The organism is Glaciibacter kafniensis (assembly GCF_039538945.1).
In the GTDB taxonomy this organism is placed as follows: domain Bacteria; phylum Actinomycetota; class Actinomycetes; order Actinomycetales; family Microbacteriaceae; genus Cryobacterium; species Cryobacterium kafniensis.
The window spans coordinates 1311507-1336859 of sequence record NZ_BAABCN010000002.1; the positions used below are offsets into that span (position 1 = coordinate 1311507).

A 25353-nucleotide genomic window follows, 5' to 3' on the forward strand; every position below is an offset into this window, starting at 1 on the left:
GACGTTCAATCTATTTCAGCCCGAAGAGCGGCCTTCCCTCTGGATCAAGAAAAGACTCACGAATCTCTGCAAGTGAGCCTGAGCAGTAGACCGAAGCGGCGACCGCAGGATGGAAATCTCTTCCGTAAAGCTTGAAGACTCCCAGAATTTCACCATTCAGCACAAGCTCTTCTCGACCCGCGTTCTCGCCCTCCGTTACGGCGTGGAGAGAAGCTCCGGAGGCGAGTTCCTTGGCCCGAGTCGGAAGTCGGACGTCTCCAGAAATGCCAGAACGGCTCCTGACGATATTTCCCACATCTGCGGTGAAATGATGCTCAATCACCTCCAGCGAAGCAGCATCAAATTCCCAGCCCTCATCTCCACCACGATCTGATCTAGTGACACGGATCCAGCCGCCTTGAATCTCAGCGAGAAAATAGACCCACTCACCACCCCGTGGTGCAATCGCAATCCGATCAGAATCGGATCGGCCGATCGTGTGATCGGCGCGACGCAGCCATTCGATGAACTCCGGGCGAAAGTCTTCAACGTGGATTGTCATTTCAGAAAGTCTCCCAGTTGGTCAAGCGTCAGCGTTTCCATCTTCCCGTTCACCATTTCAAGGAATCGGACCTGTAATCCGCCACCTTCCCGACCAAAGGCAGGCGCGATCCGGGATATCTCGATCTGGATGCCAGCCGCCTTCAACTTCGCTGCCGCGTCGGGCGTGAATGAATACTCATAGTAATTCTGACGGAGTGAGGAAACCGGCAGGCCGCGCTGCTCAAACGAGGCGGCCTTCCCATCCTGCACCAGACCCAGGTACTTTCCATTCGGCGGACCGATGCGGTCAAACTGCGTGCCGTAGTCCTTGACGAAAGCGACCGGGTCTGTGTATGTCACCCTCGTGCCGGGCACGACACCATCGAATGACGGATAGCGATCCCAGTTGCCTTCGTTGCCCTGCACGAACCGCTCGTCATACTCGGGTTTCTTGAGCGGTGTCCCGTCGGGATGGGAGCCGTAGGGAGCATCGGGGTCCGAAACGAGGTCCCAGGTCTTCTCGTTCAGGGCAGTATCAGGGTTTTGCACGAACTCCCCAGTCTCTTCATCGATGACCTTTTCAGGCCGAGTCGGATATTCACCACTGTCGCCGTGGTTGGTGAAGACCTGTCCGTCTCCGCCGTCAGGCCTCGGGTTGCCCTCGGCCTCGACCGGTGCCTTCGTCCAGCCCTCACCTGCGTCGGCATTCGAGTCAACGGGGCCATGTCCAGAAGTACCACCAGCATCCTGGCCCGGAGCTCCGTCGCCCGCGGGCGTCGTCTCGCCCGGTGCCGAATCCCCCTGATCCGGGTGACCACCCGGCGTCGCGTCACCATCAGGCCCATCAGTGACCGGCTTTTCTGAGCCAGATCCGTCAGAACCGTTCGGCTTCTCGGCATCCGGCTGCTCCGAATGGCCGGGCTTCTCAGAGCCAGGCCCGTCAGAACCCGGCTTTTCTGAGGTGCCGTGCCCACCGTTCGGGGCATCCGCACTCGGGCCATGACCGCCACCCGGCGTGAGATCCGGCTTGGTGACATCGACATCGGCCTTCTTGAGGGTGTCCTCAAGATCGTCCAGAGCCTTCTCGAACCGCGGACCACTACCGCCGTCGAGCTTCAGAACGTCCATCAGGTGCGTCAGCGCACTGCCGACCTTTGTTCCGGCCCCGCCGACTGCGTCGAGAACCACCGCACCGCCCTTGCCGAGCAGCACACTCGCATGCTCGACCAGCGACGCCACCCGCGCACCCAACAGGCCGGCCTTCGCCGCTCCGCCCACGGCACCGGCACCGGGAATGAAGAAGCTGCCGACATTGAACACGATCGCGCCCGCCGCCTTCGACGGGTTCTCCTGCCACGCCTCCGGCGAACCAACCAGACCCTCGACAACCGCGACCTGACGATCCAGAACACCCTGGCCAAACTCCTGCGCCCACGAGCCCTTCGGCGCCAGATTCGCCAGCAACGGCACCGCCGGCCCAATCAACGCGATCGCGCCGAGCGTCGTCGCCATCTCAACCCACGTCGACCCCGCGTTGCCCCAATCCCCCCAATCGCCGGTCTCGGGATTGTACGAAATCAGTGAGCCCAGCCCCGCAACGGTCGAATAGAACGCGTCGTCAAATCCGTCGTTGAACGACTCGTAGCACGAACGGTCGCCGTTGCCCGTTGCACCCCACGGGAGGTCGCCCGCCGCATTCAACTGCTCAATGGTGATCGCCGATTCCGGCACCACACACACATCGGTGCGCAGACCATTGAGCGTGTTCACACACGCCGCCCGCGCCTCATCGAGCAGAACCACCTGCGTGTTGACCTCGGCAAGCAACGCATTGTTCTCGTCGACCCACGGCTGGTACTTGTCCCACGCAATATGAGCGGGACCCATATCCGCGAAATCGGTGAGCAGGATGCCCCCGATCAGTCCGCTGTCCCACGCGGGATGGTTCGAATCCCAAATATCAACCGTGATGCCGCCGTGGGCCTTCGTGACAAAAGTCTCGGCACGCTGCTTGATATCGACCAGCTTCGTGCGAATCGGTTCCACCGTCTCGGCGAGCGTCGACAGCGCAGACCCAATCGAGGTGATCTGATCGCCGAGCGTGGTGGTCTCCGTCCCCACCGGAGTCATCACGGCGAGCAATGTACCCGACTCGGGCGCCGAATACACCGCCGAGAGTCCGCTCCACTTCGTCAGCACAGCAGCGCCCTGGTCGCGAACCGACCCAGCAGCCTTCGTAAAATTGGTCGCCGCCGACGCAATCACACCGGGCTGAATTGTCAGCCCCGGAATCGCCGACGGCTCAATCAAGGTAGACCCCACGAACTACCACCCCCCTGAAACTGAATAACTAAACATTGAAGAATGAGAAATCGCCAGAGGCAGATGCTGCGACCGCAGCCCGTTGGGCATCCGCCGCCATCTTCTCGTCGGCATTGGTGTAGCTGGCCGCAGCCGAACTGGCTCCCAGCACCCCTGCGGTAATGCGGTTGCCGACGTTCGTGAAGCGACTCGCCTCGCTCGACAGCACACCGGCGACCGCCTCGGCCACGCCGGGAAGCCCCGGAAGCCCACCCATCAGTTCCTCTTGCGCAGCGCTCACCGAGCCGAAGGCCGTTCCGAGCGCATCCGAGGTGGTGCGCACGTCGCTCAGCACGCCGAACACGGCCGACGTGTCAATACTCCACTTGCTCATGCAGGCACCCCATTCACGAAAAGCTCGCCGCCCACTGCCTTGGCGATGTTGTGAGCGACCTGTACGCCGACCAGACTGTCCGTCGGCCCATACGCCTCGGTCCAATAGCTGTGCAGCGCGGTCGGCGTGACCGGGAGAAGACGATCGACTCCCGAGCCGGCTTCAACAACAATTGATCGCAACACGGTCAAGACAGCCTGGCCATCAGACCCGACAACCTGCACGGCACCGTTGCCCCAGATGGTTCGAATCTCCCAGTCAAGACTGTTCTCTGCCACACCCAACAGTTGATCGGCCAGATCGACCGGTCGCGGGGAGGTGATCACAAAATCACGAGGCATTGTCGCTCCCCTGTTCGTTCAGCCCGGTCGTCGCCCGCACAGCAAGACCCAGCGCTTCATGCATCTGTGCCGCACCCACGATTCCGACCCCGGCGGCGAACTGCGCCCACCGTTGTGAGGGATCCGCGCCGAACGGCACCACCAGGGAGGGAACTCGGCGCGAACCGGCGCGGATCGCCCCGAAGGAGCGCTCGAGCTCGTCGATGTCGATGTTCAGGTCGCGAATCGCGCGCGCGCCGATGACCGAGGCCACCGGAAGCGGCGGCGATGTCTGCACCGCGGTGAATGTTGCATCCGGCGCGCCGGATTGCTCATAGGCCATGCCGAAAAGCACCTGTTGTGTCGAGGCAATCTGGGCGAGCACCGCCGGCACGCGAGCGATCACTGCCTCAGAAACGGCACGATCGGATCCCAACGCGATGAGAATCTTGGTTTCTTCGGTCACACCGATTGCGCTGCGAAACACCTGCAGCGTGGCCGATAACGGATGCATCGCGCCGCCGGTTGCGAACAACCGGGTATCACGCGGCATCCGCCCCCGCACAAAACGGGTGAGGTTCTCGCGGTTCCAGTGGATGCCAGCCGGCTCGTGAACGCCCCAGCCGGTTGGCGCCTCGCCACAGATCTCTTCGGAGATCATCTCCAGCGCGCGCCCCAGCATCGTCTCATCGCGAGCCGCATGATGTGTCGAAATCGTGAACTGCAACCAGGTTGCCGCGTCGACAAGAGGCTGCGCGAAGTCGGCGGCGACCTCAATGGGCGCAGCGTCGAGATCATTCCACGCGTCATCGAGTCGTTGAAGCACGCGCCCGTTCGCCGCCACACGCAATGCGCCATCCGCGTTGCGAATCACCCACTGGCCCTGCAGAAGCTGCAGGTAGTGCGTCATTGCGAGTGTCAGCCGCGATTCGGGCGGCGTGATCAGCAGCACCCGAGTCGACTGTCTCGCCGCGTCGACGAGCAACCCCATACGACCTTCGGTCAAACCCACCACCGGTGAATCTGAAACGGTGGCGACAAAGCCGTCACCCACGAAATCGACCAGTGGATGCGCGACGGTCACCGCCGAGGTCTCCCCCGGTTCATGCTCCCCCACCGGCGATTAGCCGATCGCGTCGACTGCGGACTTCGCCTTGGTCAGCGCAGCCTGAGCAGACTGGTCGTTCTGCTCCATTGAATTGCGCAGTGAGTTGATGATGCCCTTGACCTCGGCGGCGACGTTCTTCCACCGGAGTTCCTTGGCTGCATACTCCTCGCTGACGCCGTCGGCGAGGTAGTCGGCCATCGCCGCCTTGACATCGCTGTCCCGCTGGTCGATCAGTGTCTCGAGCCGACCGGCGACGCGGTTGAAGTTGTCCTGTGCGTTCTGTGACGCCGCGATGTTGTAGTCGCGACGATCTGTTGCGTTACCCGACATGTTCGCCCCCTATGCCTTGCGCGAGCCGAAGCTCGCCGCGTCGAATGATGCACCCGACTGTGTTGCCGCAGTCTGGTCTGACATCTCCTGGTCACCCTGCGCGTAGCTGGTGTTCTGCGCCGCGATTCCCTGCAAGACGGCGCCCAAGGCACCGCTCAGGTCGACCGAGATGCGGTCAACTTCGTTCTTGAACTTGTCGAACGCTGCGCGACCGGCACCGTTGAACTGTCCCTGCAGCGGCTCAGCCGACTGTGCAAGTTCTTTGACCAGTGCGACCAGCTCATCCGATGAACCTGATGTCTGCGTTGTCAAGCGAGTCAGTGTCGCTTCACCCATGGCAAATTTCATTGTTGATCCCCCCTTTTAAATGAATGTGTAAAACAGAAACCGAGGACAACGTACCTCATTCGAGGGCCACGCCTGAAATCTATATGCGTATGAATTGACCTTGACCGTCTGCTCGGTCGCTCACCGTTGAGCAGAGCAGTCGAATCGCAACGATGACTGCCGCCGTCGCCCCTCCGACTCGACTCCCACCTCAGAGCGCGGCGACGGGCCACGGTACGATGATCACGGTGAAGTCACCGCTGGGGTGCTGTTCATGGGGGTGAAAGCGATGGTCGTTGCGACTGTGCGACCTGCGCACGACATCCTGTTCGGAGGAGTGGCGCGGGCCTCCGGTGCCCGAATCGCGGGATCTCTTCTGATCGATGTGGCGGTGTTCGCCGCTGTGGCTGCGGGAATCGTTCTCTGGGGAACGCTCACGGGTTCTCCCTCTGTGCCCGTGCTTCTCGCGCTTGTCGGTGTGGCGTTCATCGCCGGGCAACTCAGCGCACTCGCCCGCCACGGTCGAACTCTCGGGCGGCTCGTGCTTGGAGTGCGGTCCGTTCACCATCGCACCGCCTCCCCTGTCGGATTCGGTCCCGACCTGATGCTGCTGGCGATCGCGCCCGCTCCCTCCCGCTTCGTGCATGCGCGCCTGACGCTGGGGCGCGACCCCCTCGACCGAGCCTTCCAACCGGTCGCGCCTGAGGCGTTGCTCTCTGCCTCAGCCGTCGCCTCGACAGAGGAGTTCGCGACATCATCTCGGTTTGCGCCGTCCGTTGCCATCATCCGCGCCGATTCCCGCGCCACCGACTTCGCTGACGACCTCGCTGACGACGGTGAAACCGCCCTCGCCGAGCCTCGGGCATCCCGCCAGGAACAGTCGGGGGTTCTGCCCTGGATGCAGGGCCCCGGCTGGGCCGTGACGCCAATCCGCCGAAGCGCCCTCCTCGTTCTCGATAGCGGCGAGCAGCTCACTCTCGACACTCCACTGCTGATCGGTCGTGCGCCGGCACAGATTCCGAACCTCCCGTCGAGCACCCTCTACGCCTGGGCCGATCTCTCCCGCACGATCTCGAAAACCCATGCCCTGATTGAGTGGAGCGGGACTGCGGTCACTGTCACCGATCTCGGTTCCACCAACGGCACGACCCTCGCCGCCGACGATGATGTGTCCGACCCCCTGCTGCCGTTTCATCCCCATCGGGTCGGCAACGGCGCACAGATTCGAATCGGCGACCGTGCCATCCACGTTCAGCTCATCGGGGACCCGCGTTGATCGGCGATCGCCCCCGCACACGAAGAGGGTCGACCGATGTCGCTTAACCGGGACAGCGTCCTTCTCGAATCGGTGCGCACCCACCGGGCGCGCCTCCGTGGCGCATTTCTGCTCGGAACGCTCACCAGCCGCCGCACCGTCAACGACAACGTGAAGCGGATGATCGGCAGCCTCGTGCTAGCCGCCGTCGTCGGCGCCGGCTGTATCGGCACCTCCTTTGTCACGAACTTTCTCGCCGACCAGGCCGCGGCGAAGGCCGCCCAGCAGCAACAATTCGCGCCGACACCCTCCCCCTCCGCAGCACCGTCCGAAGGAACCAAGAAGTGACCGTCTTCACCAGACTGACCGTCATCGGAAGCGCACGGAAGGCCGAACTTGTCGTGCCCAACGATGAGAGCGTCGGCACTCTGCTGGTGCGCATCGCCGAGCTCCTTGAGGAGCCGACCGGTTCGCTCGCCCGGCCCCTGACGTTGACCCGAACGACCGGTGAACAACTCGATCTGAGTGAGTCCCTGGCGTCGCAGGCTGTGCGCGACGGCGAACTCATCCGACTCATTCGGGTCGACGAGGCGCCGCCGCCGCCCGAGGTCTCCGATGTGACGGATGTTGTCGCCGAGGTGCGCGAATCGCACGCCGGAATCTGGACCATCACACACCGCCGCCATGTCTCAGCGGCGGCCATCGGTGTCGGCACGGCGCTTATCGGGATTCTCGTGCTGCTGAACTCTCCCGGCTCCGCGACGACGGGACTTCTGATCGGCGGGTTCGCCGTGCTGCTGGTTGCGGCGGTGGCAACCGGTCTCGGACGGCTGCAGTGGGCGGCGACCGCGTTTCTCAGCGCTGCCCTCGGTGCCGTGCCGGCGGCATCCGCTGCCATTCTCGACCTGCTCTCCGTGCCGTCGGTCTCAGCGTTCGCCGTGCTTCTCCTGCTGATCTCGGTTCTCGGCTGGCTGGCTGTGGGAGCCGGTTTCGGAATCGCGTTGCGCATGCGCCCCGCACTGTGGAGCAGCCTGGTCGGTGTCGGGATCAGCGCGCTGCCCCTCGCTTTGCTCGGCGCCGGACTCCCCCTGGATCGGGTCGCGGCCGTCACCGGCGTCGTCGCCGTCTTCTGCATCGGTTTTCTGCCGTGGTTCGCCATGGCGGCGTCGGGGCTGACCGGGCTCGACGATCAGGTGATCGAGGGTACATTCGCGAGGCGTACCCACGTCACGCGCACCCTGAAACAGGCCTATTCGACGCTCACCTGGACGACGGTGGCGCTGGCCATCCCGGTCGCGGCGAGCATCGTCGTTCTCGTCTCCACCGACGACCCGTGGACGCTTTGGCTCGGGCTCGCGCTCCTGCTGGTCACGGCTCTTCGCACCCGCGCCTTTCCGCTCGCGTCACAGGCGACGATCCTCTGGGCCGCTGCAGCACTCGCGCTCGTGATCGGATTGGTCGCCCAAAGCGTGTTGTCCAGCGGGGCGACCCTCCTCCTGATTGCAGTGTTGACCATCGTTCTCGCACTCATCGGAGCGTTCGCACCGCCCGCGCATCTGCGTGCACGGTTTCGTAAACTGGGCGACCTTGTCGAGGTGGTCTCGGCGGTTGCATTGATCCCCCTGGTGCTCGGCGCCTTCGGCATCTATGCCGACTTGCTTGGGACATTCACGAAGTGACGACCTTCGCGAACCTCGCAGCCCTCGGTTCCCGTGCCCTGTTCGGGAGCCCGGCCGCCGCGCTTCGGCAGCTCTCTGCCGAGGACGAGCAGATTCGCATGGCGCTGCCGGTGAATCGCCGGATCGGGTTCGTGCAACTTGACGCCGGCAACGGATGCTCCACGCTCGCCGCACAGGTCGCCGGCGTCTTCGCCGCCCGCCGCTCCGGCCATGTACTGGGAGTGAACGCATCGGCCGGCCCGCACAACCTGATCGCCCATGCCGGGCTCGGCACCGCGTCATCCGACCAGCCGAACGCCGTGCGCCTGTTCGCCCAGTCGGCACGCGACGCGCTCACCGACCTGCGCCGGTCAGCAACCGGTCTGGTCGTGCAGGATCTGCGGCATTCACCCCTCGCCGACGCGTCGGTGGCGAGTTGGAACGAACAGATCACGCCGATCTCCCGATTCTTCGACCTGACGGTCACCGATTGGGGGGTGCGGCCGCCGGAAAACGACCTCGGCGCCGTCATTGCCACCAGTCACACCATTTGCCTCGTCGCCCGCGCCGATCGATACACCGCCGAGATCGCCGCCTCGCTCGTTCCGGCCATTCACGCGCACCAGACCCAGCCATCCGTGGTGCTGGCACTCGTCGACATCGACGGTTCGGCCGGTCAGGCGCCCAGCCGCATGTTCAGCGACGCGAGCTTGCCCATCTGCGTCATTCGCCACGACCCCGAGCTCGCCCGGGCCGGCGACACGATCGCACGCAGTCGCTCGGGTCGCTCACGACGCGCCGCCTCGACGCTGGCAGCCACCTTGCTCGCCGTGGGTGCACCGACCGCACGACCGTTGGAGTCGATCCGATGAGCACGACGAAAATCCACCGTCCCAGCCGAGTGACCACCCCGGTCGAGCGGCCCCCGGCCGAGACGATCGCCGCTCCGCCGCCCGTGCAAGACGGGGCGGCCGGCGGCATCCCGATCCAAGCTCTGATTCCGGTGCTCGGTGCCGCGACCAGCGTCACGATGATGGTGGTGCTGCGCGGCCAGGCGATCTTCATGCTGATCGGAGCCCTGGTCTTGATCGTGGCCCTGGTCGGCGGTCTGGGCATGGCGATCAGCCAGCGCGGCAACGCCACGCGGCAGCGCCTGACGCAGCGTGAGCGCTACCTCGACTACCTCGAGAAGTCGCGCGCCGACATCCGTGACCGTGCCCATCAGGCGCGGTCAGAACTCGCCCTGTTGAACCCCGCACCGCCGGCCTTACTCGATCTGTGCCGTGATCCCGAACGCCGCTGGGAACGCCGCAAAACGGATGCCGATTTTCTTCGCGTTCGCGTCGGCGACGGCGACGTGCGCTGGTTCGACATCACGGTGCCGAGCGCCGAGAACCCCGTCACACCATTCGACCCGATTCTGATCGACGAGGCCGAATCGGTCATCTCGCACTACTCCACCGTGCACGGGATGCCGGTCATCGTGAACCTCGACAATGCGGGAGAGGTCGCGCTGATCGGCAACCGCGAAGAGGTGCTCGGCATCTCCCGCACCCTGATCGCCCAGATCGCCTCCCTGCACTCCCCCGACGACGTGCACCTCGCCGCCGTGTTCGATGCCGACACAGCCTCGGAATGGGCCGGCTTCGACCTGCTGCCGCACGTGATCGAGCCGTTGGTCTACGACAGCGTTGTGCCGGCCCGCCGTGTCGCGTCAAGCACTCACGCACTGACTCGAGTGCTCGGTGAGGAGCTTGCCGAGCGTGCCCAACGCGCGGCCCTGGCCAAACGGTCGGGCACCCGCACGCCGTCCTCCCGGCTGATCGTCTTCGTCGACGACACGAACCGGGTCGCCTCGACGCTGCCGCTGCCCGACAGCGGCCTCAGCCTCAGCGACATGAACGTGACGGTGGTGCACCTGCTCACCGACCGCCTGCACGAACCGTCGGACGTCACGGTGCGAATCACCGCGACCGGTGACGAACTGCTCATCGAATCGAGCGATCCCGCGGGAGCTGGCGCTGGCGCTGGTGCTGGCGCCACTGGTCTTGCTGCCACCGCTGCCGTCACCGCGTCACTCGATCTGCTCTCCCCCGCGCTTTTCCAGTCGATCGCCCGCGTGCTCTCTCCCCTGCGTCTCACCGTGAGCCACCGCGACGAACCCGACGCGGTCGCCGCCATCGACATCACCGATCTGCTCGGAATCACCGACCTGGAATCGGTGAAGGGCGATGCGCGGTGGGCTCCCCGCTCCACGCGTGACTTCTTGCGCGTGCCGATCGGCGTCGACGACAACGGCGCACCTGTGCTGCTCGATCTCAAGGAATCCGCACAGCTCGGCATGGGCCCGCACGGCATCACCATCGGCGCGACGGGGTCGGGCAAGAGCGAGATGCTGCGCACCCTGATTCTCGGGCTCGCTCTGACGCATTCGCCTGAGGACCTGAGCATGGTTCTCGTCGACTTCAAGGGTGGCGCCGCGTTCGCGCCATTCAACGGGCTGCCCCATGTGGCCGGCATCATCGACAACCTCGCCGATGACCCCCAGCTGACACAGCGTGCCCGGGAGTCGATTGCCGGCGAAGTCGTGCGCCGCCAGCAGGTGCTCCGCGACGCCGGCAGCTCCCCCTCGATCACCCATTACCGCGAGCTGCGGCGCGAACGCCCCGATCTGCCGCCGCTGCCGCACTTGTTCGTGGTCATCGACGAGTTCGGCGAACTACTGACCGCCGAACCCGATTTCGTCGACCTGCTGCTCACCATCGGCCGGATCGGCCGGTCGATCGGCGTTCACCTGCTGCTGTCCAGCCAGCGCATCGAGGCCGGAAAGCTGCGCGGCCTCGAGACCTACCTCTCCTACCGCTTGGGCCTCCGCACCTTCAGCGAGTCCGAGAGCTCGATCGTTCTCGACACCCCAGACGCCTACCATCTGCCCGCCATTCCCGGCTACGGCTACCTCAAGGTCGACACCTCCGTCTACAAGCGCTTTCGCAGCGGCTACGTGTCCGGCCCGCTCCCCGGCGCCACGCCGGTCATCAGCGACGAACGCCTGCTCGAACCCCTCGTGCTCCCGACTTTCAACAGTCTGGCGGCGGCGCCGGGGTCCGACGTGGTCGAGGATTCCCTCGAAGCGCCCCGCGTCGGCCGCGCCCTGATCGACGAGGCCGTCGACCGTCTGCGCGACCCGGCGCGCGCCAGCCGGGCCGTCTGGTTGCCCCCGCTTCCCACCCGCGTCGCGTTGGCCCGGGTTCTCGAAGCCGAAGCGTCGGAGGAGCGCACACAACCGCTTCTCGTGCCGATCGGATTGATCGACGATCCCGCTCGCCAGACGCAGTCCGCCTGGCGACTCGACCTGTCGGCCAGTGGCGGCCATGTTGCGGTGATCGGCGCCCCGCAGTCCGGTCGCAGCACCTTCCTGCGCACCCTCGCCGCATCCATCGCCCTCACCCACACCCCGCGCCAGGTGACCATGTACGGCATGGACCTCACCGGCGGCGGCCTGCGCCGCATCGAAGGTTTTGCCCACGTCGGTGGTGTCGCGACGCGTTCACACAAGGATCGCCTGCTGCGTTCACTCGAAGAACTACACCGGATGCTCGCCACGCGTGAAGAGATTTTCGCGCGTTACGGCATCGACTCCGTGCAGTCGCTGCGCACCATGCACGCCGCCGGTGACATCCCCGAGTTGATCTCCGCCGACATCGTGCTGCTCGTCGACGGCTACGGCTCGTTGCGCAACGACTTCGAAGAGTTGGACGGCCCCTTCGTCGATCTGCTTCAGCGCGGCGGAAGCTTCGGCATCCACATTGTGCTCAGCATGACGCGCTGGAACGAGCTGCGGATGGCTCACCAGCCGCTGGTCGGAACCCGCATCGAGCTGCGCCTCAACGACCCGGCTGACTCGATCATCGGCCGCAAGCTCTCGCAGACGCTGAAGGCCGATCAGCCCGGCCGGATGCTCACGGGTGACGGTCTCTTCGCCCAGCTCGCCCTGCCGGTGCTGGACGACACCGACGACGACCAGCTGGGCGAGGCGCTCGAAGACCTGGCGCGCCGTGTCTCGGCGGGCTGGGAGGGGCCATCCGCGGCTCCGATCCGGCTGCTGCCGACAGAGTTCAGCCTCGACGAACTGCCCGACGAACTCGACGAACCTCACCGGATTCCGCTCGGACTGCGGCAAGACACCATGGAGCCCGCCTACCTCGAGCTCAGTAGTCTCGACCAGCACCTGCTTGCGTTCGGTGATGCCCAATCGGGCAAGTCGACGTTGCTGCGCACGATTCTTCACGGACTGATCGACCGGCACACGCCCGACGAACTCGTCATCGCGTTGATGGACTTGCGCGGCGAGCTCGTCGGAGAGATCCCCGACGCCTACCTCGGCGGGCATGCCTCGACGAGTACAGAGGCGCGCAGCCTGGCCACGGCAATCGCAGCGGAGCTGGAGAAGCGCCAGAACGCATCGACGCGAGCCGAACGCAACCAGGGCCCGCGCATCGTCATCATCGCCGACGATTACGACATCCTCGTCTCGGGCGGCACGGAGCCGCTCAAACCGCTCCTGCCCTACCTGCCGAGCGCGCGCGACCTGCGGTTGCACGTCATTCTCACGCGGCCGGTCGCCGGGGCGAGCCGTGCCATGTACGACGTGGTCTTGCAGTCGATTCGGGACACGGCGGGCTCGGCGTTCATTATGTCCGGTGAACGCAGTGAGGGCCAGCTGTTCCCCGGAGTCTACGCGGAGACCATGCTTCCGGGTCGCGGCCGCTTCGTGCGACGCGGCGACCGGCCCCGCATCATCCACGCGGCAACCGCCGAAACACGAGCGACGCCCGACCAGGAATTGGCGGGTTAGGCCGGCCTGATCGGGCGTCGCGTGAGGTGGGGCGGATGCTGCGGGTTCGGTGTTTGAACCCGGCGGGTTCGGTGCCGCTATGCGGCCTGGGGCAATGCAGCTCGAGCTGTGCGGACCACGAGCGCGTCGCCGTCGACCGACACAGTCACCGATTCGCCTGGCTGCAATGACGACGCCACCAGCAGGTCGGCGATGCGGTCGTCGAGCTCACGCTGGATGACGCGGCGCAACGGACGGGCCCCGTACTCCGGCTCGTAGCCGCGCGTCGCGATCCAATCGATCGCTTCGTCACTGATGACGAGCGACAAGTCGTGCGCCTTCAGCCTGCTCTCGGTCTGGCCCAGCAGCAACCGAACGATCTGGCGGAGCTGCGCCTGATCGAGCTTCTGGAAGAGCACGATCTCGTCGATCCGGTTCAGAAACTCGGGTCGCATGGCTTCACGCAGTTTGCCCATCACGCGGTCACGGAGTGCCTTTTCGGACCCGAATCCGTTGCCGGCGCCATCCGTTTCGGCGATGAAGCCCAGCGCGCCGCTGCGGCTGGCCAGAAACTCAGACCCCAGGTTTGAGGTCATGATGATCACCGTGTTGCGGAAATCAACGGTGCGACCCTGGCCATCGGTCAGGCGTCCGTCGTCGAGCACCTGCAACAGCAGGTTGAACACGTCGGGGTGCGCCTTCTCGATTTCGTCGAGCAGAATCACGGAATACGGATTGCGCCGCACCCGTTCGGTGAGCTGACCGGCCTCGTCGTAGCCGACGTAGCCGGGAGGGGCCCCGACGAGCCGACTGGCAGTGTGCCGTTCGCTGAACTCGCTCATGTCGAAGCGCAGCATGGCCTTCTCGTCGCCGAAGAGCGACTCGGCCAAAGCCTTCGCCAGCTCGGTCTTTCCGACACCGGTCGGGCCGAGAAACAGAAAGCTTCCGACCGGTCGGCCGGAATCGCCCATGCCGGTGCGGTTGCGCCGCACGGCCTTGGCAATCACCGTCACCGCGTCATCCTGGCCGACGAGTCGCCGGTGCAGGTCCTCTTCAAGGCGTCCGAGACGGTCACGGTCGGTCGCGGTGACCCGACTGGCCGGGATGCCCGTCGCTCGCGCGATGATCTCGGCGATCTCGGCTTCGTCGATAACTGCGGCGCCAGCATCCTTACTACCCGGCGCGGTGCCGGCCGATGAAATCTGCGCTTCGACGGCGTCGATCTCATCGCGCAACCGCGATGCCTCCTCGTACTGTTCGGCCGTGACCGCGGCGGACTTCGCGGCCTCGAGCGAGGCGACCTGCTCGCGCAATGCACTCACGTCGACGACGGAGCCGACCTTCAGACGCATCCGGGCACCGGCCTGGTCGATGAGGTCGATGGCCTTGTCGGGCAGAAACCGGTCGGTAATGTAACGGGCCGACATCTCAACCGCGGTGCGAATCGCGGCGTCGGTGTACGTGACGTTGTGGTGCTCCTCGTAGCGGTCTTTCAACCCGTCGAGAATCTGCACGGCATCCTCGATGCCGGGCTCGCCCACCGTCACCGGCTGAAAACGACGCTCCAGTGCGGCATCCTTCTCGACCTTGCGGTACTCCTTGAGGGTGGTGGCACCGATGAGGTGCAGTTCACCGCGCGCCAGGCGTGGCTTCAGAATGTTTCCGGCGTCCATGCCGCCGTCGCCGGCCGCACCGGCGCCGACCACGGTGTGCAGTTCGTCGATGAAAACGATCAGTTCGCCGGAGCGTGCGCTGATCTCATCCATCGTCTTGGTGAGCCGTTCTTCGAAATCGCCGCGGTAGCGGGTTCCGGCGAGCATGGCGGGCAGGTCGAGCGAGATCACACGCTTGTCGCGCAGCTGCTCAGGAACCTGTCCGTCGACGATCGCCTGCGCGAGCCCGTCGACGATGGCCGTCTTTCCGACGCCGGGTTCGCCGATCAGCACCGGATTGTTCTTGGTGCGCCGCGAGAGGATCTCGATCGTCTGTTCGATCTCATCGGCACGTCCGATCACCGGGTCGAGCTTGCCCGCGCGGGCACGCTCGGTGAGGTCGGTTCCGTAGAGGTCGAGCATGGGGGTCTCCGAGTCAGTGGATGCCGCAGCCGGGTTGGCAGCGTTCGTCGCTTCCGCCTGCGCGGCGTTCACGGCGCCGGCCTGCAACGCGGCAGGGGTGACACCGGCGGCCGCGAGCACCTGGCCGGTGGGGGCATCCTGGTTCACCATGAACGCGAAGAACAGGTGTTCGGGGTCGACGTAAGTTGAGCCGAATGAGCGTGCCACTTGGTAGGCGTCGAGCAGGGCGCGCTGGGCCGACGGAGTGAATGCCGGCGGAGTGGTGCCGCGTTCGGATGAAGATTCGGGGAGTCGCTGCTCCACCGCTTTCGCGATCGCCTGGGGGTCAAGTCCGGCGTTGCTGATCGCCTCGACGGCGGGGGCCTGCGCCACCATGACCCGCAGAATGTGCAGGGCGTCAACGTGAGAGTGCCCGTGGCTGACGGCGAACTCCGCGGCCTGCGCGAGCAGTTCGTGAGTGCGCCGGCTGAGCATACGGGTGAGATCAATGGGTCGCACAGGCTGGGCTGCGCGTTGGCTCTGCAGGTAGCGAGCAAGGAATTCGTCGAACGAACCGCTGCCGGAACCATCTGCGCCGAAGAATGTGGGCATCTGTCCTCCTAGAAACTTGAGTGCCTTCGACTCAAGTTAACGTCGCCGTGCCCATTTCATTCCCGCAGAGCCGACATCCGTTCTCTTTCGCGCTGGTGCGCCGGGTGCCGCGTTCAGGCTTCGAAACCCGCCCATCGTTCTCTAGCTGGGTACCGAAATCAGGAGTGGAGGTGTGTCGGCCCTGGCCCGCTTCCGGATTCCCGGGCCGCCGCATCCGCGACACGCACTCCACTCCTGATTTCGGTCCCGTCCGCGCCCGATGTGCTTGCCGCGCACATCGCGACGGATGCGCCCGCCTCGCTGATTGCGGAGCGCCCGACGGAGTCGGCCGCGTCTCGAAATCCCGCGACCAGTTCTCCGGACTCAACCCACGCCCTCTCCGCGGTGGGACCGCGTTCAGGAGTGGAGGTATGTCGGCCCTGGCTTGCCCGCGGATTCCCGAGCCGCCGCATCCGCGACACGCAATCCACTCCTGATTTCGGTCCCGTCTGCGCCCGATGTGCTTGCCGCGCACATCGCGACGGATGCGCCCGCCTCGCTGATTGCGGAGCGCCCGCCGACGGAGTCGGCCGCGTCTCGAGCTCCCTTTCTCCTATCCGGCCGCCAGCTCCGTGCGTGCGCTCAAATCGTCGCGTCGCGACCGCGTAGGCGACGATTCAAGCGCACGCGCGGAGGGTAAGCCGGTGGTCGAGCCTGTCGACCCCGCGAGCCGGCCTCCACACCCGACCACCTCGTTGGTCGAGCCCGTCGACACCCCGCTCGCCAGCCTCCACACCCGCCCAGCACCCCCACTCCGTCCTCCACAGGAACCCTGCCTCGAAGTTATCCACAACCCCCGGTCAGCAGGCCTTTCCGAAAAGTCGAGTGTCAGTGGTGCCTGGCAGACTTTCAGTATGAACCCGTTGTTGGAACGTTTCGGTGAACAGCTCGACCGGGCCGCCCAATCGCATCATCGGGAGGCGGTGGTTGCCGCGGAGACCGTGCTCGAGATCGACCGGACCCGGCTGCTCAGCGAGCGACTGACCATCCTCCCGGAGACCGAATCGAACCTGCGGCAGCGGTGGGCGAACCGGCGGGTGCTCGTCTCTGAATTGGCTGCTGCATTCGACCTGCCGGAGCGCACGATGGAAACGAAGATCGAGGTCGGCAAAGCCCTGATCCATACCCTGCCCGACACGTTCGCCGCGTTGCAGGCCGGGCAGATCAGCTACCGGCATGCCGTCGCCCTCGCCGACCAGACCTTCGGCCTCAGTCCGGAGGACAAAGCCGAACTAGAGCGGGCGGTGCTGCCCGGCGCCGGGGACCTGATCGTGTCGAAGTTCACCCAGAAGGCCCGCAAGGCCCGCGAGCGGCTGGACCCGGCCTCGATCACCGTGCGGCATCAGAAAAGTGTCGCCGATCGGGCCGTATTCTTCGACCCGGCTCCCGACGGAATGGCGTATCTGAGCGCGTTCCTGCCCGCGACCCAGGCACAGGCGATCTGCACCCGGCTGACCGGCACTGCGATGGGGCTGCAACGCTCCGACGAACCGCGCACCCTCACCCAATTGAAAGCCGATGTGCTCGTCGATCTGATCCTCGACCGCGACGAACCCGACGAACCCGACGAACCCGACGACATTGATAGCACCGGACCGAGGGGCCGGTCAACGAACCGGTCTACGAATGGGTCAAGAAACGGCGCGAGAAACGGGTCGACGACCGGCGCAAAGAACAACTCTGGCCGGACCCGGCGTCGCCGGGGCATCAAACCGGATGTAGTGATCCTGGTCCCGGCGCTGACACTGCTCGGGCGGAGCGACGAACCGGCCGTGCTCGAAGGCTACGGGCCGATCGACCTCGACACCGCCAAAGAGCTCGCCGGCACCGCGCCCAGTTGGCTGCGGGTGCTCACCGATCCCGAAACCGGGGCATGGCTCTCCGTCGGCCGCAAACGCTACAAACCACCCGCAGACCTCCGCGCCGTGCTCCGGCTCCGCGACGGAACCTGCCGGTCGGCGGGCTGCACCCGGGCCGCCGCGGACTGCGACATCGATCACAGCATCCCGTTTTGGGAAAACGGCCAGCGCGGCGAAACCAACCTGACCAACCTCGCGAGCCTGTGTCCCAAGGACCATCGCGATAAACACGAAATCGGCTGGTCCTACATCCACGGCGACGCCGGCACCATCATCTGGACCTCCCCCACCGGACACACCTACACGACCCAACCCGAACACCACATCGGACCGGTCGCCCTCCCCAACACCGACACACCACCACCGTTCTAACCTGCGTCGCCAGGCGCGGTCACCTGATCTCGACACGCTCGATCAACGGATGCGCTCGACCACCAGAATGCTCAGTCGTCGGTCGGCTTCCACGAAGCGACCAGCTCAAGAATGTGTGTCGCGAGTGCGGTCATCGCAATCAACGCCGCTCGCCCTTCCTCTTCGACCACGAACTCCTCGTCGATGAGCCACTCGAGAGCGTGCTGCTTGGTCTTGACGCCGTAGTAGCGACTCTGCAGCCGGCCCAATTCCTCCGGTGCGTCGTACATCACGTTGAGGAAACGACGGAACGCGCCCTTGCCGTCCAACGCGACCAGCAGGCGATCTGACGTTCGAGGGTCGGTGACTGCTTGGGCAAACGTCTCCATGTCGCGGTACGAGTCCCGCGACTCAACGGGACCAGTCTGATGCCACCCCATCTCGTCAGGATCGACGTTGTCTCCGTCTGGGCCCATCGCCTCACCACCGTCACCGAGGTAGCTCTGCCCATCGGTCGGGTCGTAGAACCCTCCGTCGCTGTTAGAACGAACGTCGGCGAGTGCATCGAGATTGATACGAGAGAGAGGGAGCGGTGCGATTTTCTCGGCCATGAATCTATTCTGGCGCGTTCAGGAAGTCGCTGGCCACTACTGGTCTCCACCGAGCAGCCACGTCAAGTGCCTGCTGCGCCCCCGCACGCGTTGCTCCTTCGCAGCGTCCGCTTCCGCTTCCGCTTCACTGATGAGATCAATCTGAACCAGCCAGTCGATCACACGGATCTCTACCACTGCGTCTGAGTATGCGAACCAACTCCGGCGGAGCGCCTCGGATATCTCCGCGATCTGATTCTTGAACCGCAGGAAGGCACCCCGACCGTCCAGCGACCGTTCAAGACGCTCACGCGCAACTGGATCGTTCACCGCCGCAGTGAAATCCTCCATATCGCGGTATCCGGTCCAAGACTCGTCGCCGTCAATTCTGATCCAGCCCTCTGCATCAGGGTCAATGTCGGGGTTCTCGAGACCCAAGACCTCGCCACCGCCGATGATATACACGTCACCGGTGACCGGGTCGAAGAGACCGCCCTCCCAATTCGTGAATGCCAATGACAGCTCATCGAGGTTGAGGTCGGACAAGGAAAGACGTCGCTGATCGCTGCTCATGCGGCCATTATGCCCACCCACCATCGCCGCAGAAGGGCGAATCTCAGAATGGCCGTCGTAGCGTCTCAGCTAAACAAGACGAGGCCACCCCGAAGGGTGGCCTCGCTCGATCAAGAGTGTGTGACAGCAACCGATGGTGGAGATGCGGGGAATTGAACCCCGGTCCACTGCTGTGGTCATATGCCTTCTACGGGTGTATCCAGTGAAATCGTTCTACTCGGCTCCGGAATTTGCCACTGGCACCTAATCCGACAAGCCCAGCCTTCGTTTGAGTCCCTCTACACCCCGCGGCTCAATGTAGAAGCAATCTCTCTAAATTGCGCCAGGGTCCGGGTAGAGAGCATTCCCGGTCTGACGGACTTCTTTAGTGCGCTCGCTTAGGCAGCGAGGGCGAAGTCAGTGCGCTTTGAATTGGCACTTATTGTTTTGCAGAGATCGTTTACGAGATAACCCTGCATCCTCGACCCGCTTCTCATAATTGCGCAGGCAGTGTCGAAACCGATCATCCCCATGCACACCTCGCGCCGAGATTCGAGATCCGGCCCTGAAGTGGGTTGTTGTCACACACTGTTGAATTTCCAAATGCAGAACACGAGGCCGAAACCTCTCGCTCCGCAGCCTCCTACTCTACAACACTCGCGCGCGAGGATCTATGCCCTGCGCACAAGCTTCGTCTCGAGCAGCCGCACGTCGTCAGCGGTGAAGCCCTGTGAGAGCAGATAGTCGGTGACGGATCCGTACCGCTCATCAATGAGCCGCAGGAGTTCGGCCATCACCTCGGCCGGCGTCGATCCCATGATGCCGCGAAGCTCTGGTGTGTCAGCAATTCCGAAACGCGACGTCAAAGCGACCATCGCTTCGAGCCATTCCCCCGCCAGATTCGACTCGGACCTCGCGTAGTCGGCGATGACGACATCCGGGGCCACGCCGACCGCCCGCAGGGCCAACGCGATCACAATGCCGGTGCGGTCCTTGCCCGCGGTGCAGTGCACGAGCACCGGTCCAGCATCCGGCGAAGCGATGAGGCGCAGCGCTCTCACGACAACCTCGCCGTGCTCAACCACAATGCTTTCGTACATCGACGGCAGGGTGATTCCCGGCCCACTATTTGCTGCAGCGCTTCCCTCATACACCGGGATGTGCACCGTCTCGATCTCGAGATCGTCAATCGCGTCGGGTTGCACCTCGCGTTCGAAATCGTCACGCAGATCGATGATGGTGTGCACGCCGAGCTCGGCCAGCTCGGCGCGTCCGCGATCGGTCAGACCCTTCAGCCCGTCGGATCGGTACAGCACCCCGCTGCGTGTCACACCGTGAGCGGCCGGGTAGCCAGCCGGCTCCCGCAGGTTGAACGTTCCGTCAACCGCAATGCGAACCGTGCTGTCCATGCCCACCCCATCTTCAATCGGTGAATCGGCCACTCGGCGAATCGGTACCTAGTCGCCGAGATTCTTTCGAGCCGACATCGCGCGATCCGATTCACGCTTGTCTTGACGCTCACGCAGCGTCTGACGCTTGTCGTACTCCTTCTTACCCTTCGCCACGGCAATCTCAACCTTGGCGCGACCGTCGGAGAAGTAGATCTTCAACGGAATGAGGGTATAGCCACCCTCCTTGGTCTTGTGACTGATCTTGACGATCTCTTGCTTGTGCAGCAGCAGCTTGCGCTTGCGACGCGGCGGGTGGTTCGTCCAGGTACCGGCCGAGTACTCGGGAATGTGCACGGCGTCGAGCCAGGCCTCGCCGCCTTCGATGAAGGCGTAGCCATCGACCAGGGACGCCCGTCCGGCACGCAGCGACTTCACTTCGGTACCGCTCAAGACCATTCCGGCCTCGTAGGTGTCTTCGATGTGATAATCGTGGCGGGCTTTGCGATTGGTCGCGACGACCTTTTCGCCTTTTTCCCTGGGCACGAGGTACTCCTTGAATGTCTGGGTGATGCCATGTATCGCAATGATGCCGTGTGGCCGAGCGCCACAGAGCCCATCAGTCTATCGGTCGATCGAGTTCGGAGATTCGCCCTCGCCCGACTGAACGCGAGAAAAACTCCGCCTGATCACCGTCTCAACGTTCGGAAACCCTGCGTCACGAAAAACCGGGGCTCTGTACGAAAGCGGAGCCGACCCGCTAGGTTCATAGCCACGGGGCATGGTGCTCTACGACGAGGGAGGCAGTCATGAGTTTTTGGAGTGATGTGTGGAATATCATTTGGCTCTTTTTCTGGAGCTTCGCGTTCATCGCCTATCTATTCGCTCTCTTCGCTGTCATCGGCGACCTGTTCCGTGACCACAAGCTCAACGGCTGGTGGAAAGCATTGTGGATCATTTTCTTGATCTTCCTGCCGTTCCTGACGGTTCTCATCTACCTGATTGCCAGGGGCCAGGGCATGGCCGAACGCCAAGCCCGCGCTGCTCAACAGGTGCAGCAGCAGACCGAGAGCTACATCAAGACAGTTGCCGGAGCGAGCGCCGCCGACGAAATCGCCAAGGCCAAAGCGCTGCTCGATGCGGGAACAATCACCGCAGAAGAGTTCGCGACCCTCAAGGCTCGCGCACTCGCACACCAGACCGCGTAGGCACGAATCGCACCACAGATACAGCTCAAAACGCAGAACGGCCAGGCGGATATCGCCTGGCCGTTCTTCGTTGAGCTCGTTAGACCTTCAGATAGCGCGAGATCGCGAAGTTCGCCGACACAGCAGCAAGTACCGCGCCGAGCACCAGAAGTATCGGCACGACCAACAGCGCATCGTCGATTCCGACAAGTGCAAACCCGAGGAGGCGCTTGCTCAGATACCCCTGCACGAACCAGTGCACGAGAGCGACGATCGCCCCGCCCGCCAGAATCGAGCCGAGGAGCGCGGCAAAGACGCCCTCCAAAATAAAGGGAGTTTGGATGAACCTGTTCGACGCCCCGACGAGCCGCATGATGCCGAGCTCCTTGCGACGGGAGAACGCCGACAACCTGATCGTCGTCGCGATCAGGAGCACCGCGGCCACGAGCATCAGTGAAGCGATGCCGATCGCTGTGTAGCTGGCGACGTTCAACACCGAGAAGATCTGGTCGAGATACTTGCGCTGGTCTTGTACGTTCTCAACCCCGGGCATCCCCGACAAGCTCTCACTGAGCACGTCAGACTTCGACGGGTCTTTGAGGTTGACCCAGAACGTCTGGTTCAGCTGGTCGGGAGTCGCGTAGTCGGCGACGGGATTGCCGGCGAACTGCTTCTGAAAGTTCTTGAACGCCTCATCGTGATCCTCGAAGAAATACTTCTCGATGAACGGTGAGAGCGTCGGACCCTTGAGCTGCTCTTCGACCGCAGCGAGCTGCTCGGCGTTCGCCTCACCGCCGACACAGGTCTCCCCCGTCGAAAACGAGGTGCACATGTAGATGCCGACCTGGGCCTTGTCGTACCAGTAGTTCTTCATCTGGCCGATCTGCATCTGAATGAGAATCGCCGCACCGACAAAAGTCAGTGAAATGAAGGTGACCAGCACCACCGAGATGACCATCGAGACATTGCGGCGCAGGCCGCTGGACGCCTCGGAAAGAACAAGTCCGAGTCTCATCGGGTGGGTCCTACAATCTGTTCCCCTGATTGGTCAGGCTTCTCGCCCGGAGCTCGCAGGCCCAGTTTTTCGGCGAGAGTGAGCTGTTCAGGAATCTCGTGCTGGGTCACCGGCAGGCCGGGCCGCGTCATGATGCGGCCGGTGTCTGCCGGAAGCTGGTCGCCCACGGTCGACACGGATGCTTCGGCCGCGTTGGCATCTCGCGGCTGCTCGGGAGCGGCCGCGACGGTTGACTGAGCGACAGTTGGCTGAGCGATGGTTGACTGAGCGACCGGCTGAGCGACAGTTGGCTGAGCGATGGTTGGCTGAGCGACCGGCTGAGCAATCGGCGCCGTGATGGGCTGAGCGACCGGAGGGGCGGCCGGGTGGAAGATCTGCTCCGCCGCTGGACGGACCGCCGATTCCGCGACAGGGGCGGCCGGTGGCGTCGACTGGATGATCGGCATTGCGGAGGGGTGCACCAGCGATGGCTGAGTCGCGACCGGAATCTGAACCTGAGTCTCAAGCCGAGCTTCAGGCGCAGCGGGCGCGACCGGCGGGGCAACGGGTGCCGCCGCAACCGGCGCTGCGACGACAGGCGCAACGGCAGCTGCAGAAACTGCAGGAACTGCGGGAGCCGCAGGAGCCGCTGCGGCAGTCGCCGAAGCCGCGACAACGGGTCGAGCGTAAGCCGACGCATCCGTTGAGGGCGTCGCCGCAGCGTCAGCCGCTGCCGCCGCATTCGGGGCCACAATCGTCTGGATCGCGGTCGTGGTGTAGCCGCCCTGACGCTCGTCGCGCACGATCTGGCCGCCGACGAGTTCGATCACTCGACGTTTCATCTTGTCGACGATGCCGGCTTCGTGCGTGGCCATCACGACGGTGGTTCCTGCCGCGTTGATGCTCGCCAGAAGCGCCATGATGCCGGCGCTCGTGGTGGGGTCGAGGTTTCCGGTGGGCTCATCGGCCAGAAGAATCTGGGGCTTGTTGACGATCGCGCGTGCAATAGCGACGCGCTGCTGTTCACCGCCCGAGAGTTCGTGAGGGAACCGACGCGACTTTTCGGAGAGGCCGACCATCTGCAGGGTGTCTGGCACTGCTTCTTGAATGAAGCCGCGCGATTTTCCGATCACCTGCAGACTGAAAGCGACATTGTCGTAGACGGTCTTGTTCGGGAGCAGGCGGAAGTCCTGAAAGACCACGCCGAGATTGCGCCGAAAATACGGCACCTTGCGATTGGAGATCGACCGCAAGTCCTGGCCCAGCACGTGAATGCTGCCGCTTGTCGGCTTCTCCTCCTTCAACATCAGTCGAAGGCAGCTCGATTTTCCGGACCCGGAGGCGCCGACCAGAAACACAAACTCGCCGCGCAGAATTTCTACGTCGACAGAGTTCAGAGCCGGTCGGTTCGTCCCGGGATATTGCTTAGTGATGTGATCAAAACGGATCATGGCTTATCGAGCCTAAGCATCCGGGCGGCTTTTACCCCCCACGACATACCGTGTCTCGGCAAGCTCGACGACCGGGCGTGCCTCAAATTCACGATTTCAGTCCTTGGGGCTCTGCTTGCGCCAGCGGATGCCCGCCGCGATGAACCCGTCGAGGTCGCCGTCAAAGACGTTAGTCGGATTGTTGACCTCGTAGTCGGTGCGCAGGTCTTTGACCATTTGGTAGGGCGCCAGAACGTAGCTGCGCATCTGGTCGCCCCAGCTGGCGGTGATGTTGCCGGCGAACTCTTTCTTCGTCGCTGCTTCCTGCTCGCGCTGCACCAGCAGAAGGCGGGACTGCAGCACACGCATCGCGGCCGCACGGTTCTGAATCTGGCTCTTCTCGTTCTGGCAGCTGACGACGATGCCGGTCGGAAGGTGGGTGATGCGCACGGCGGAGTCGGTGGTGTTCACCGACTGGCCGCCGGGGCCGCTCGAGCGGAACACGTCAACCCGGATGTCGTTGTCGGGAATCTCGACCGATTCGGTCTGTTCGATCAACGGCACAACTTCGACCGCGGCGAAGGAGGTCTGGCGCTTGCCGGCGGAGTTGAAGGGACTCATGCGCACCAGTCGGTGCGTGCCGGCTTCGACGCTCAGCGTGCCGAACGCGTACGGGGCATCCACTTCGAACGTCGTCGACTTGATTCCGGCTTCTTCGGCGTAGCTCACATCGAGCACGCTCGTCGGGTACTTGTGCTGTTCGGCCCAGCGCAGGTACATGCGCATCAGCATCTCGGCGAAGTCGGCGGCGTCGACGCCACCGGCCCCTGCACGGATCGTGATGACGGCCGGGCGCGGGTCGAACTCGCCGTTCAGCAGCGTCTGCACTTCGAGCTCTCCGAGGATCTTCTGGATGCTCTTCAGCTCAGCAGTTGCCTCGTCGGCGGAATCCTGGTCGCCCTGGCCCTCGTTGGCCATCTCGACCAGAATCTCAAGGTCGTCGAGGCGCCGCTCGATGCTTTCGATGCGCGCCAGCTCTGATTGACGATGGCTGAGCGCACTCGTCACCTTCTGAGCGCGCTCCGTGTCGTCCCAGAGGTCAGGCACGCCGGCCTGCTCGCTGAGGTCAGCGATGTCGGCGCGGAGTCGATCAATGTCGATCACCGACCGGATGTCGCCAAACGTGGCCCGCAACGCGGCGATCTGCTCCGAGAAATCCAGCTCAATCATGTCGTGGTCCAGCCTACC

At 64.1% G+C, this 25353-nt stretch carries 22 protein-coding genes and 1 other RNA gene; 7 read left to right on the forward strand and 16 right to left on the reverse strand.

What is annotated here, in order from left to right; all coding sequences use genetic code 11:
* Positions 1-10: 10 nt before the first annotated feature.
* The 7 genes from ABD791_RS06650 to ABD791_RS06680 are packed head-to-tail and all read right to left on the reverse strand — an operon-like array spanning position 11 to position 5323.
* Positions 11-541 carry an Imm61 family immunity protein gene (locus ABD791_RS06650; protein ID WP_345063683.1) on the reverse strand — a complete coding sequence of 177 codons (531 nt, stop codon included), beginning with the start codon at positions 539-541 and terminating at the stop codon, positions 11-13.
* Positions 538-2844, reverse strand: coding sequence for a glycohydrolase toxin TNT-related protein (locus ABD791_RS06655; protein ID WP_345063685.1), 2307 nt, complete (start codon positions 2842-2844; stop codon positions 538-540). The genes ABD791_RS06650 and ABD791_RS06655 overlap by 4 nt, the downstream gene beginning before the upstream one ends.
* Before the next feature lie 28 nt (positions 2845-2872).
* The gene (locus ABD791_RS06660) at positions 2873-3217 is read right to left on the reverse strand and encodes a DUF6507 family protein (RefSeq protein ID WP_345063687.1); all 345 of its coding nucleotides are present in this window, start codon (positions 3215-3217) and stop codon (positions 2873-2875) included.
* Positions 3214-3558: a hypothetical protein gene (locus ABD791_RS06665; protein ID WP_345063690.1), complete on the reverse strand. Its 345-nt coding sequence runs from the start codon at positions 3556-3558 to the stop codon at positions 3214-3216. The genes ABD791_RS06660 and ABD791_RS06665 overlap by 4 nt, the downstream gene beginning before the upstream one ends.
* Positions 3548-4654: a DUF6177 family protein gene (locus tag ABD791_RS06670; protein WP_345063692.1), complete on the reverse strand. Its 1107-nt coding sequence runs from the start codon at positions 4652-4654 to the stop codon at positions 3548-3550. Before ABD791_RS06670 ends, ABD791_RS06665 begins: the two co-directional genes overlap by 11 nt.
* A gap of 6 nt (positions 4655-4660) precedes the next feature.
* Positions 4661-4975, reverse strand: coding sequence for a pore-forming ESAT-6 family protein (locus ABD791_RS06675; protein ID WP_345063694.1), 315 nt, complete (start codon positions 4973-4975; stop codon positions 4661-4663).
* A 9-nt stretch (positions 4976-4984) separates the two neighbouring features.
* The gene (locus ABD791_RS06680; RefSeq protein ID WP_345063696.1) at positions 4985-5323 is read right to left on the reverse strand and encodes a hypothetical protein; all 339 of its coding nucleotides are present in this window, start codon (positions 5321-5323) and stop codon (positions 4985-4987) included.
* A gap of 253 nt (positions 5324-5576) precedes the next feature.
* Between ABD791_RS06680 and ABD791_RS06685 the strand changes: the two genes are divergently transcribed.
* Genes ABD791_RS06685 through eccCa form a run of 5 tightly spaced genes read left to right on the forward strand, consistent with a single transcriptional unit; the run spans position 5577 to position 13070 of the window.
* Positions 5577-6578: an FHA domain-containing protein gene (locus ABD791_RS06685; RefSeq protein ID WP_345063698.1), complete on the forward strand. Its 1002-nt coding sequence runs from the start codon at positions 5577-5579 to the stop codon at positions 6576-6578.
* A gap of 36 nt (positions 6579-6614) precedes the next feature.
* A complete protein-coding gene (locus ABD791_RS06690) occupies positions 6615-6905 on the forward strand; it encodes a hypothetical protein (protein WP_345063700.1) in 291 nt (96 codons plus the stop codon).
* Complete coding sequence (eccD, locus tag ABD791_RS06695; RefSeq protein WP_345063702.1) at positions 6902-8236, forward strand: type VII secretion integral membrane protein EccD; 1335 nt, start codon at positions 6902-6904, stop codon at positions 8234-8236. Before ABD791_RS06690 ends, eccD begins: the two co-directional genes overlap by 4 nt.
* Entirely contained in the window at positions 8233-9087 is an 855-nt protein-coding gene (locus tag ABD791_RS06700) for a hypothetical protein (RefSeq protein ID WP_345063704.1), read from the forward strand. The genes eccD and ABD791_RS06700 overlap by 4 nt, the downstream gene beginning before the upstream one ends.
* Positions 9084-13070, forward strand: a complete 3987-nt coding sequence (gene eccCa, locus ABD791_RS06705; protein WP_345063706.1) for a type VII secretion protein EccCa — start codon at positions 9084-9086, stop codon at positions 13068-13070. The genes ABD791_RS06700 and eccCa overlap by 4 nt, the downstream gene beginning before the upstream one ends.
* Positions 13071-13147: 77 nt before the next feature.
* On the opposite strand, the gene ABD791_RS06710 is transcribed toward eccCa, so the two are convergent.
* Positions 13148-15715 carry an ATP-dependent Clp protease ATP-binding subunit gene (locus ABD791_RS06710; RefSeq protein ID WP_345063708.1) on the reverse strand — a complete coding sequence of 856 codons (2568 nt, stop codon included), beginning with the start codon at positions 15713-15715 and terminating at the stop codon, positions 13148-13150.
* A gap of 893 nt (positions 15716-16608) precedes the next feature.
* Here ABD791_RS06710 and ABD791_RS06715 point away from each other — a divergent pair.
* Positions 16609-17985, forward strand: a complete 1377-nt coding sequence (locus tag ABD791_RS06715; protein ID WP_345063710.1) for an HNH endonuclease signature motif containing protein — start codon at positions 16609-16611, stop codon at positions 17983-17985.
* A 71-nt stretch (positions 17986-18056) separates the two neighbouring features.
* On the opposite strand, the gene ABD791_RS06720 is transcribed toward ABD791_RS06715, so the two are convergent.
* The 5 genes from ABD791_RS06720 to smpB all read right to left on the reverse strand — a co-directional run bounded on the left by ABD791_RS06720 (position 18057) and on the right by smpB (position 21040).
* Positions 18057-18575 carry a UPF0158 family protein gene (locus tag ABD791_RS06720; RefSeq protein ID WP_345063712.1) on the reverse strand — a complete coding sequence of 173 codons (519 nt, stop codon included), beginning with the start codon at positions 18573-18575 and terminating at the stop codon, positions 18057-18059.
* 36 nt (positions 18576-18611) lie between these two features.
* Positions 18612-19127, reverse strand: coding sequence for a UPF0158 family protein (locus tag ABD791_RS06725; protein ID WP_345063714.1), 516 nt, complete (start codon positions 19125-19127; stop codon positions 18612-18614).
* Positions 19128-19261: 134 nt separating this feature from the next.
* Positions 19262-19637, reverse strand: a transfer-messenger RNA (tmRNA) gene (ssrA, locus tag ABD791_RS06730).
* Between the two features lie 140 nt (positions 19638-19777).
* Positions 19778-20515: a tyrosine-protein phosphatase gene (locus ABD791_RS06735; RefSeq protein WP_345063716.1), complete on the reverse strand. Its 738-nt coding sequence runs from the start codon at positions 20513-20515 to the stop codon at positions 19778-19780.
* A 48-nt stretch (positions 20516-20563) separates the two neighbouring features.
* Positions 20564-21040: an SsrA-binding protein SmpB gene (gene smpB, locus ABD791_RS06740; RefSeq protein WP_345063718.1), complete on the reverse strand. Its 477-nt coding sequence runs from the start codon at positions 21038-21040 to the stop codon at positions 20564-20566.
* A gap of 263 nt (positions 21041-21303) precedes the next feature.
* Between smpB and ABD791_RS06745 the strand changes: the two genes are divergently transcribed.
* Positions 21304-21702: an SHOCT domain-containing protein gene (locus ABD791_RS06745; RefSeq protein ID WP_345063719.1), complete on the forward strand. Its 399-nt coding sequence runs from the start codon at positions 21304-21306 to the stop codon at positions 21700-21702.
* A gap of 79 nt (positions 21703-21781) precedes the next feature.
* Here the strand turns inward: ABD791_RS06745 and ftsX are convergent, their stop codons facing one another.
* The 3 genes from ftsX to prfB form a co-directional block, all read right to left on the reverse strand.
* Complete coding sequence (gene ftsX / locus ABD791_RS06750) at positions 21782-22696, reverse strand: permease-like cell division protein FtsX (protein WP_345063721.1); 915 nt, start codon at positions 22694-22696, stop codon at positions 21782-21784.
* The gene (ftsE, locus tag ABD791_RS06755; RefSeq protein ID WP_345063723.1) at positions 22693-24126 is read right to left on the reverse strand and encodes a cell division ATP-binding protein FtsE; all 1434 of its coding nucleotides are present in this window, start codon (positions 24124-24126) and stop codon (positions 22693-22695) included. Before ftsE ends, ftsX begins: the two co-directional genes overlap by 4 nt.
* Before the next feature lie 96 nt (positions 24127-24222).
* A complete protein-coding gene (prfB, locus tag ABD791_RS06760) occupies positions 24223-25335 on the reverse strand; it encodes a peptide chain release factor 2 (protein ID WP_345063725.1) in 1113 nt (370 codons plus the stop codon).
* Between the last annotated feature and the right edge of the window lie 18 nt (positions 25336-25353).

Bases quoted from the DNA above. Each gene is read 5' to 3' on its own strand.
- ABD791_RS06650 (WP_345063683.1), bottom strand. From the start codon at position 541: ATGACAATCCACGTTGAAGACTTTCGCCCGGAGTTCATCGAATGGCTG.
- ABD791_RS06660 (WP_345063687.1), bottom strand. From the start codon at position 3,217: ATGAGCAAGTGGAGTATTGACACGTCGGCCGTGTTCGGCGTGCTGAGC.
- ABD791_RS06665 (WP_345063690.1), bottom strand. From the start codon at position 3,558: ATGCCTCGTGATTTTGTGATCACCTCCCCGCGACCGGTCGATCTGGCC.
- ABD791_RS06675 (WP_345063694.1), bottom strand. From the start codon at position 4,975: ATGTCGGGTAACGCAACAGATCGTCGCGACTACAACATCGCGGCGTCA.
- ABD791_RS06680 (WP_345063696.1), bottom strand. From the start codon at position 5,323: ATGAAATTTGCCATGGGTGAAGCGACACTGACTCGCTTGACAACGCAG.
- ABD791_RS06685 (WP_345063698.1), top strand. From the start codon at position 5,577: ATGGGGGTGAAAGCGATGGTCGTTGCGACTGTGCGACCTGCGCACGAC.
- ABD791_RS06690 (WP_345063700.1), top strand. From the start codon at position 6,615: ATGTCGCTTAACCGGGACAGCGTCCTTCTCGAATCGGTGCGCACCCAC.
- eccCa (WP_345063706.1), top strand. From the start codon at position 9,084: ATGAGCACGACGAAAATCCACCGTCCCAGCCGAGTGACCACCCCGGTC.
- ABD791_RS06710 (WP_345063708.1), bottom strand. From the start codon at position 15,715: ATGCCCACATTCTTCGGCGCAGATGGTTCCGGCAGCGGTTCGTTCGAC.
- ABD791_RS06715 (WP_345063710.1), top strand. From the start codon at position 16,609: ATGAACCCGTTGTTGGAACGTTTCGGTGAACAGCTCGACCGGGCCGCC.
- ABD791_RS06720 (WP_345063712.1), bottom strand. From the start codon at position 18,575: ATGGCCGAGAAAATCGCACCGCTCCCTCTCTCTCGTATCAATCTCGAT.
- ABD791_RS06725 (WP_345063714.1), bottom strand. From the start codon at position 19,127: ATGAGCAGCGATCAGCGACGTCTTTCCTTGTCCGACCTCAACCTCGAT.
- ABD791_RS06735 (WP_345063716.1), bottom strand. From the start codon at position 20,515: ATGGACAGCACGGTTCGCATTGCGGTTGACGGAACGTTCAACCTGCGG.
- ABD791_RS06745 (WP_345063719.1), top strand. From the start codon at position 21,304: ATGAGTTTTTGGAGTGATGTGTGGAATATCATTTGGCTCTTTTTCTGG.
- ftsX (WP_345063721.1), bottom strand. From the start codon at position 22,696: ATGAGACTCGGACTTGTTCTTTCCGAGGCGTCCAGCGGCCTGCGCCGC.
- ftsE (WP_345063723.1), bottom strand. From the start codon at position 24,126: ATGATCCGTTTTGATCACATCACTAAGCAATATCCCGGGACGAACCGA.
- prfB (WP_345063725.1), bottom strand. From the start codon at position 25,335: ATGATTGAGCTGGATTTCTCGGAGCAGATCGCCGCGTTGCGGGCCACG.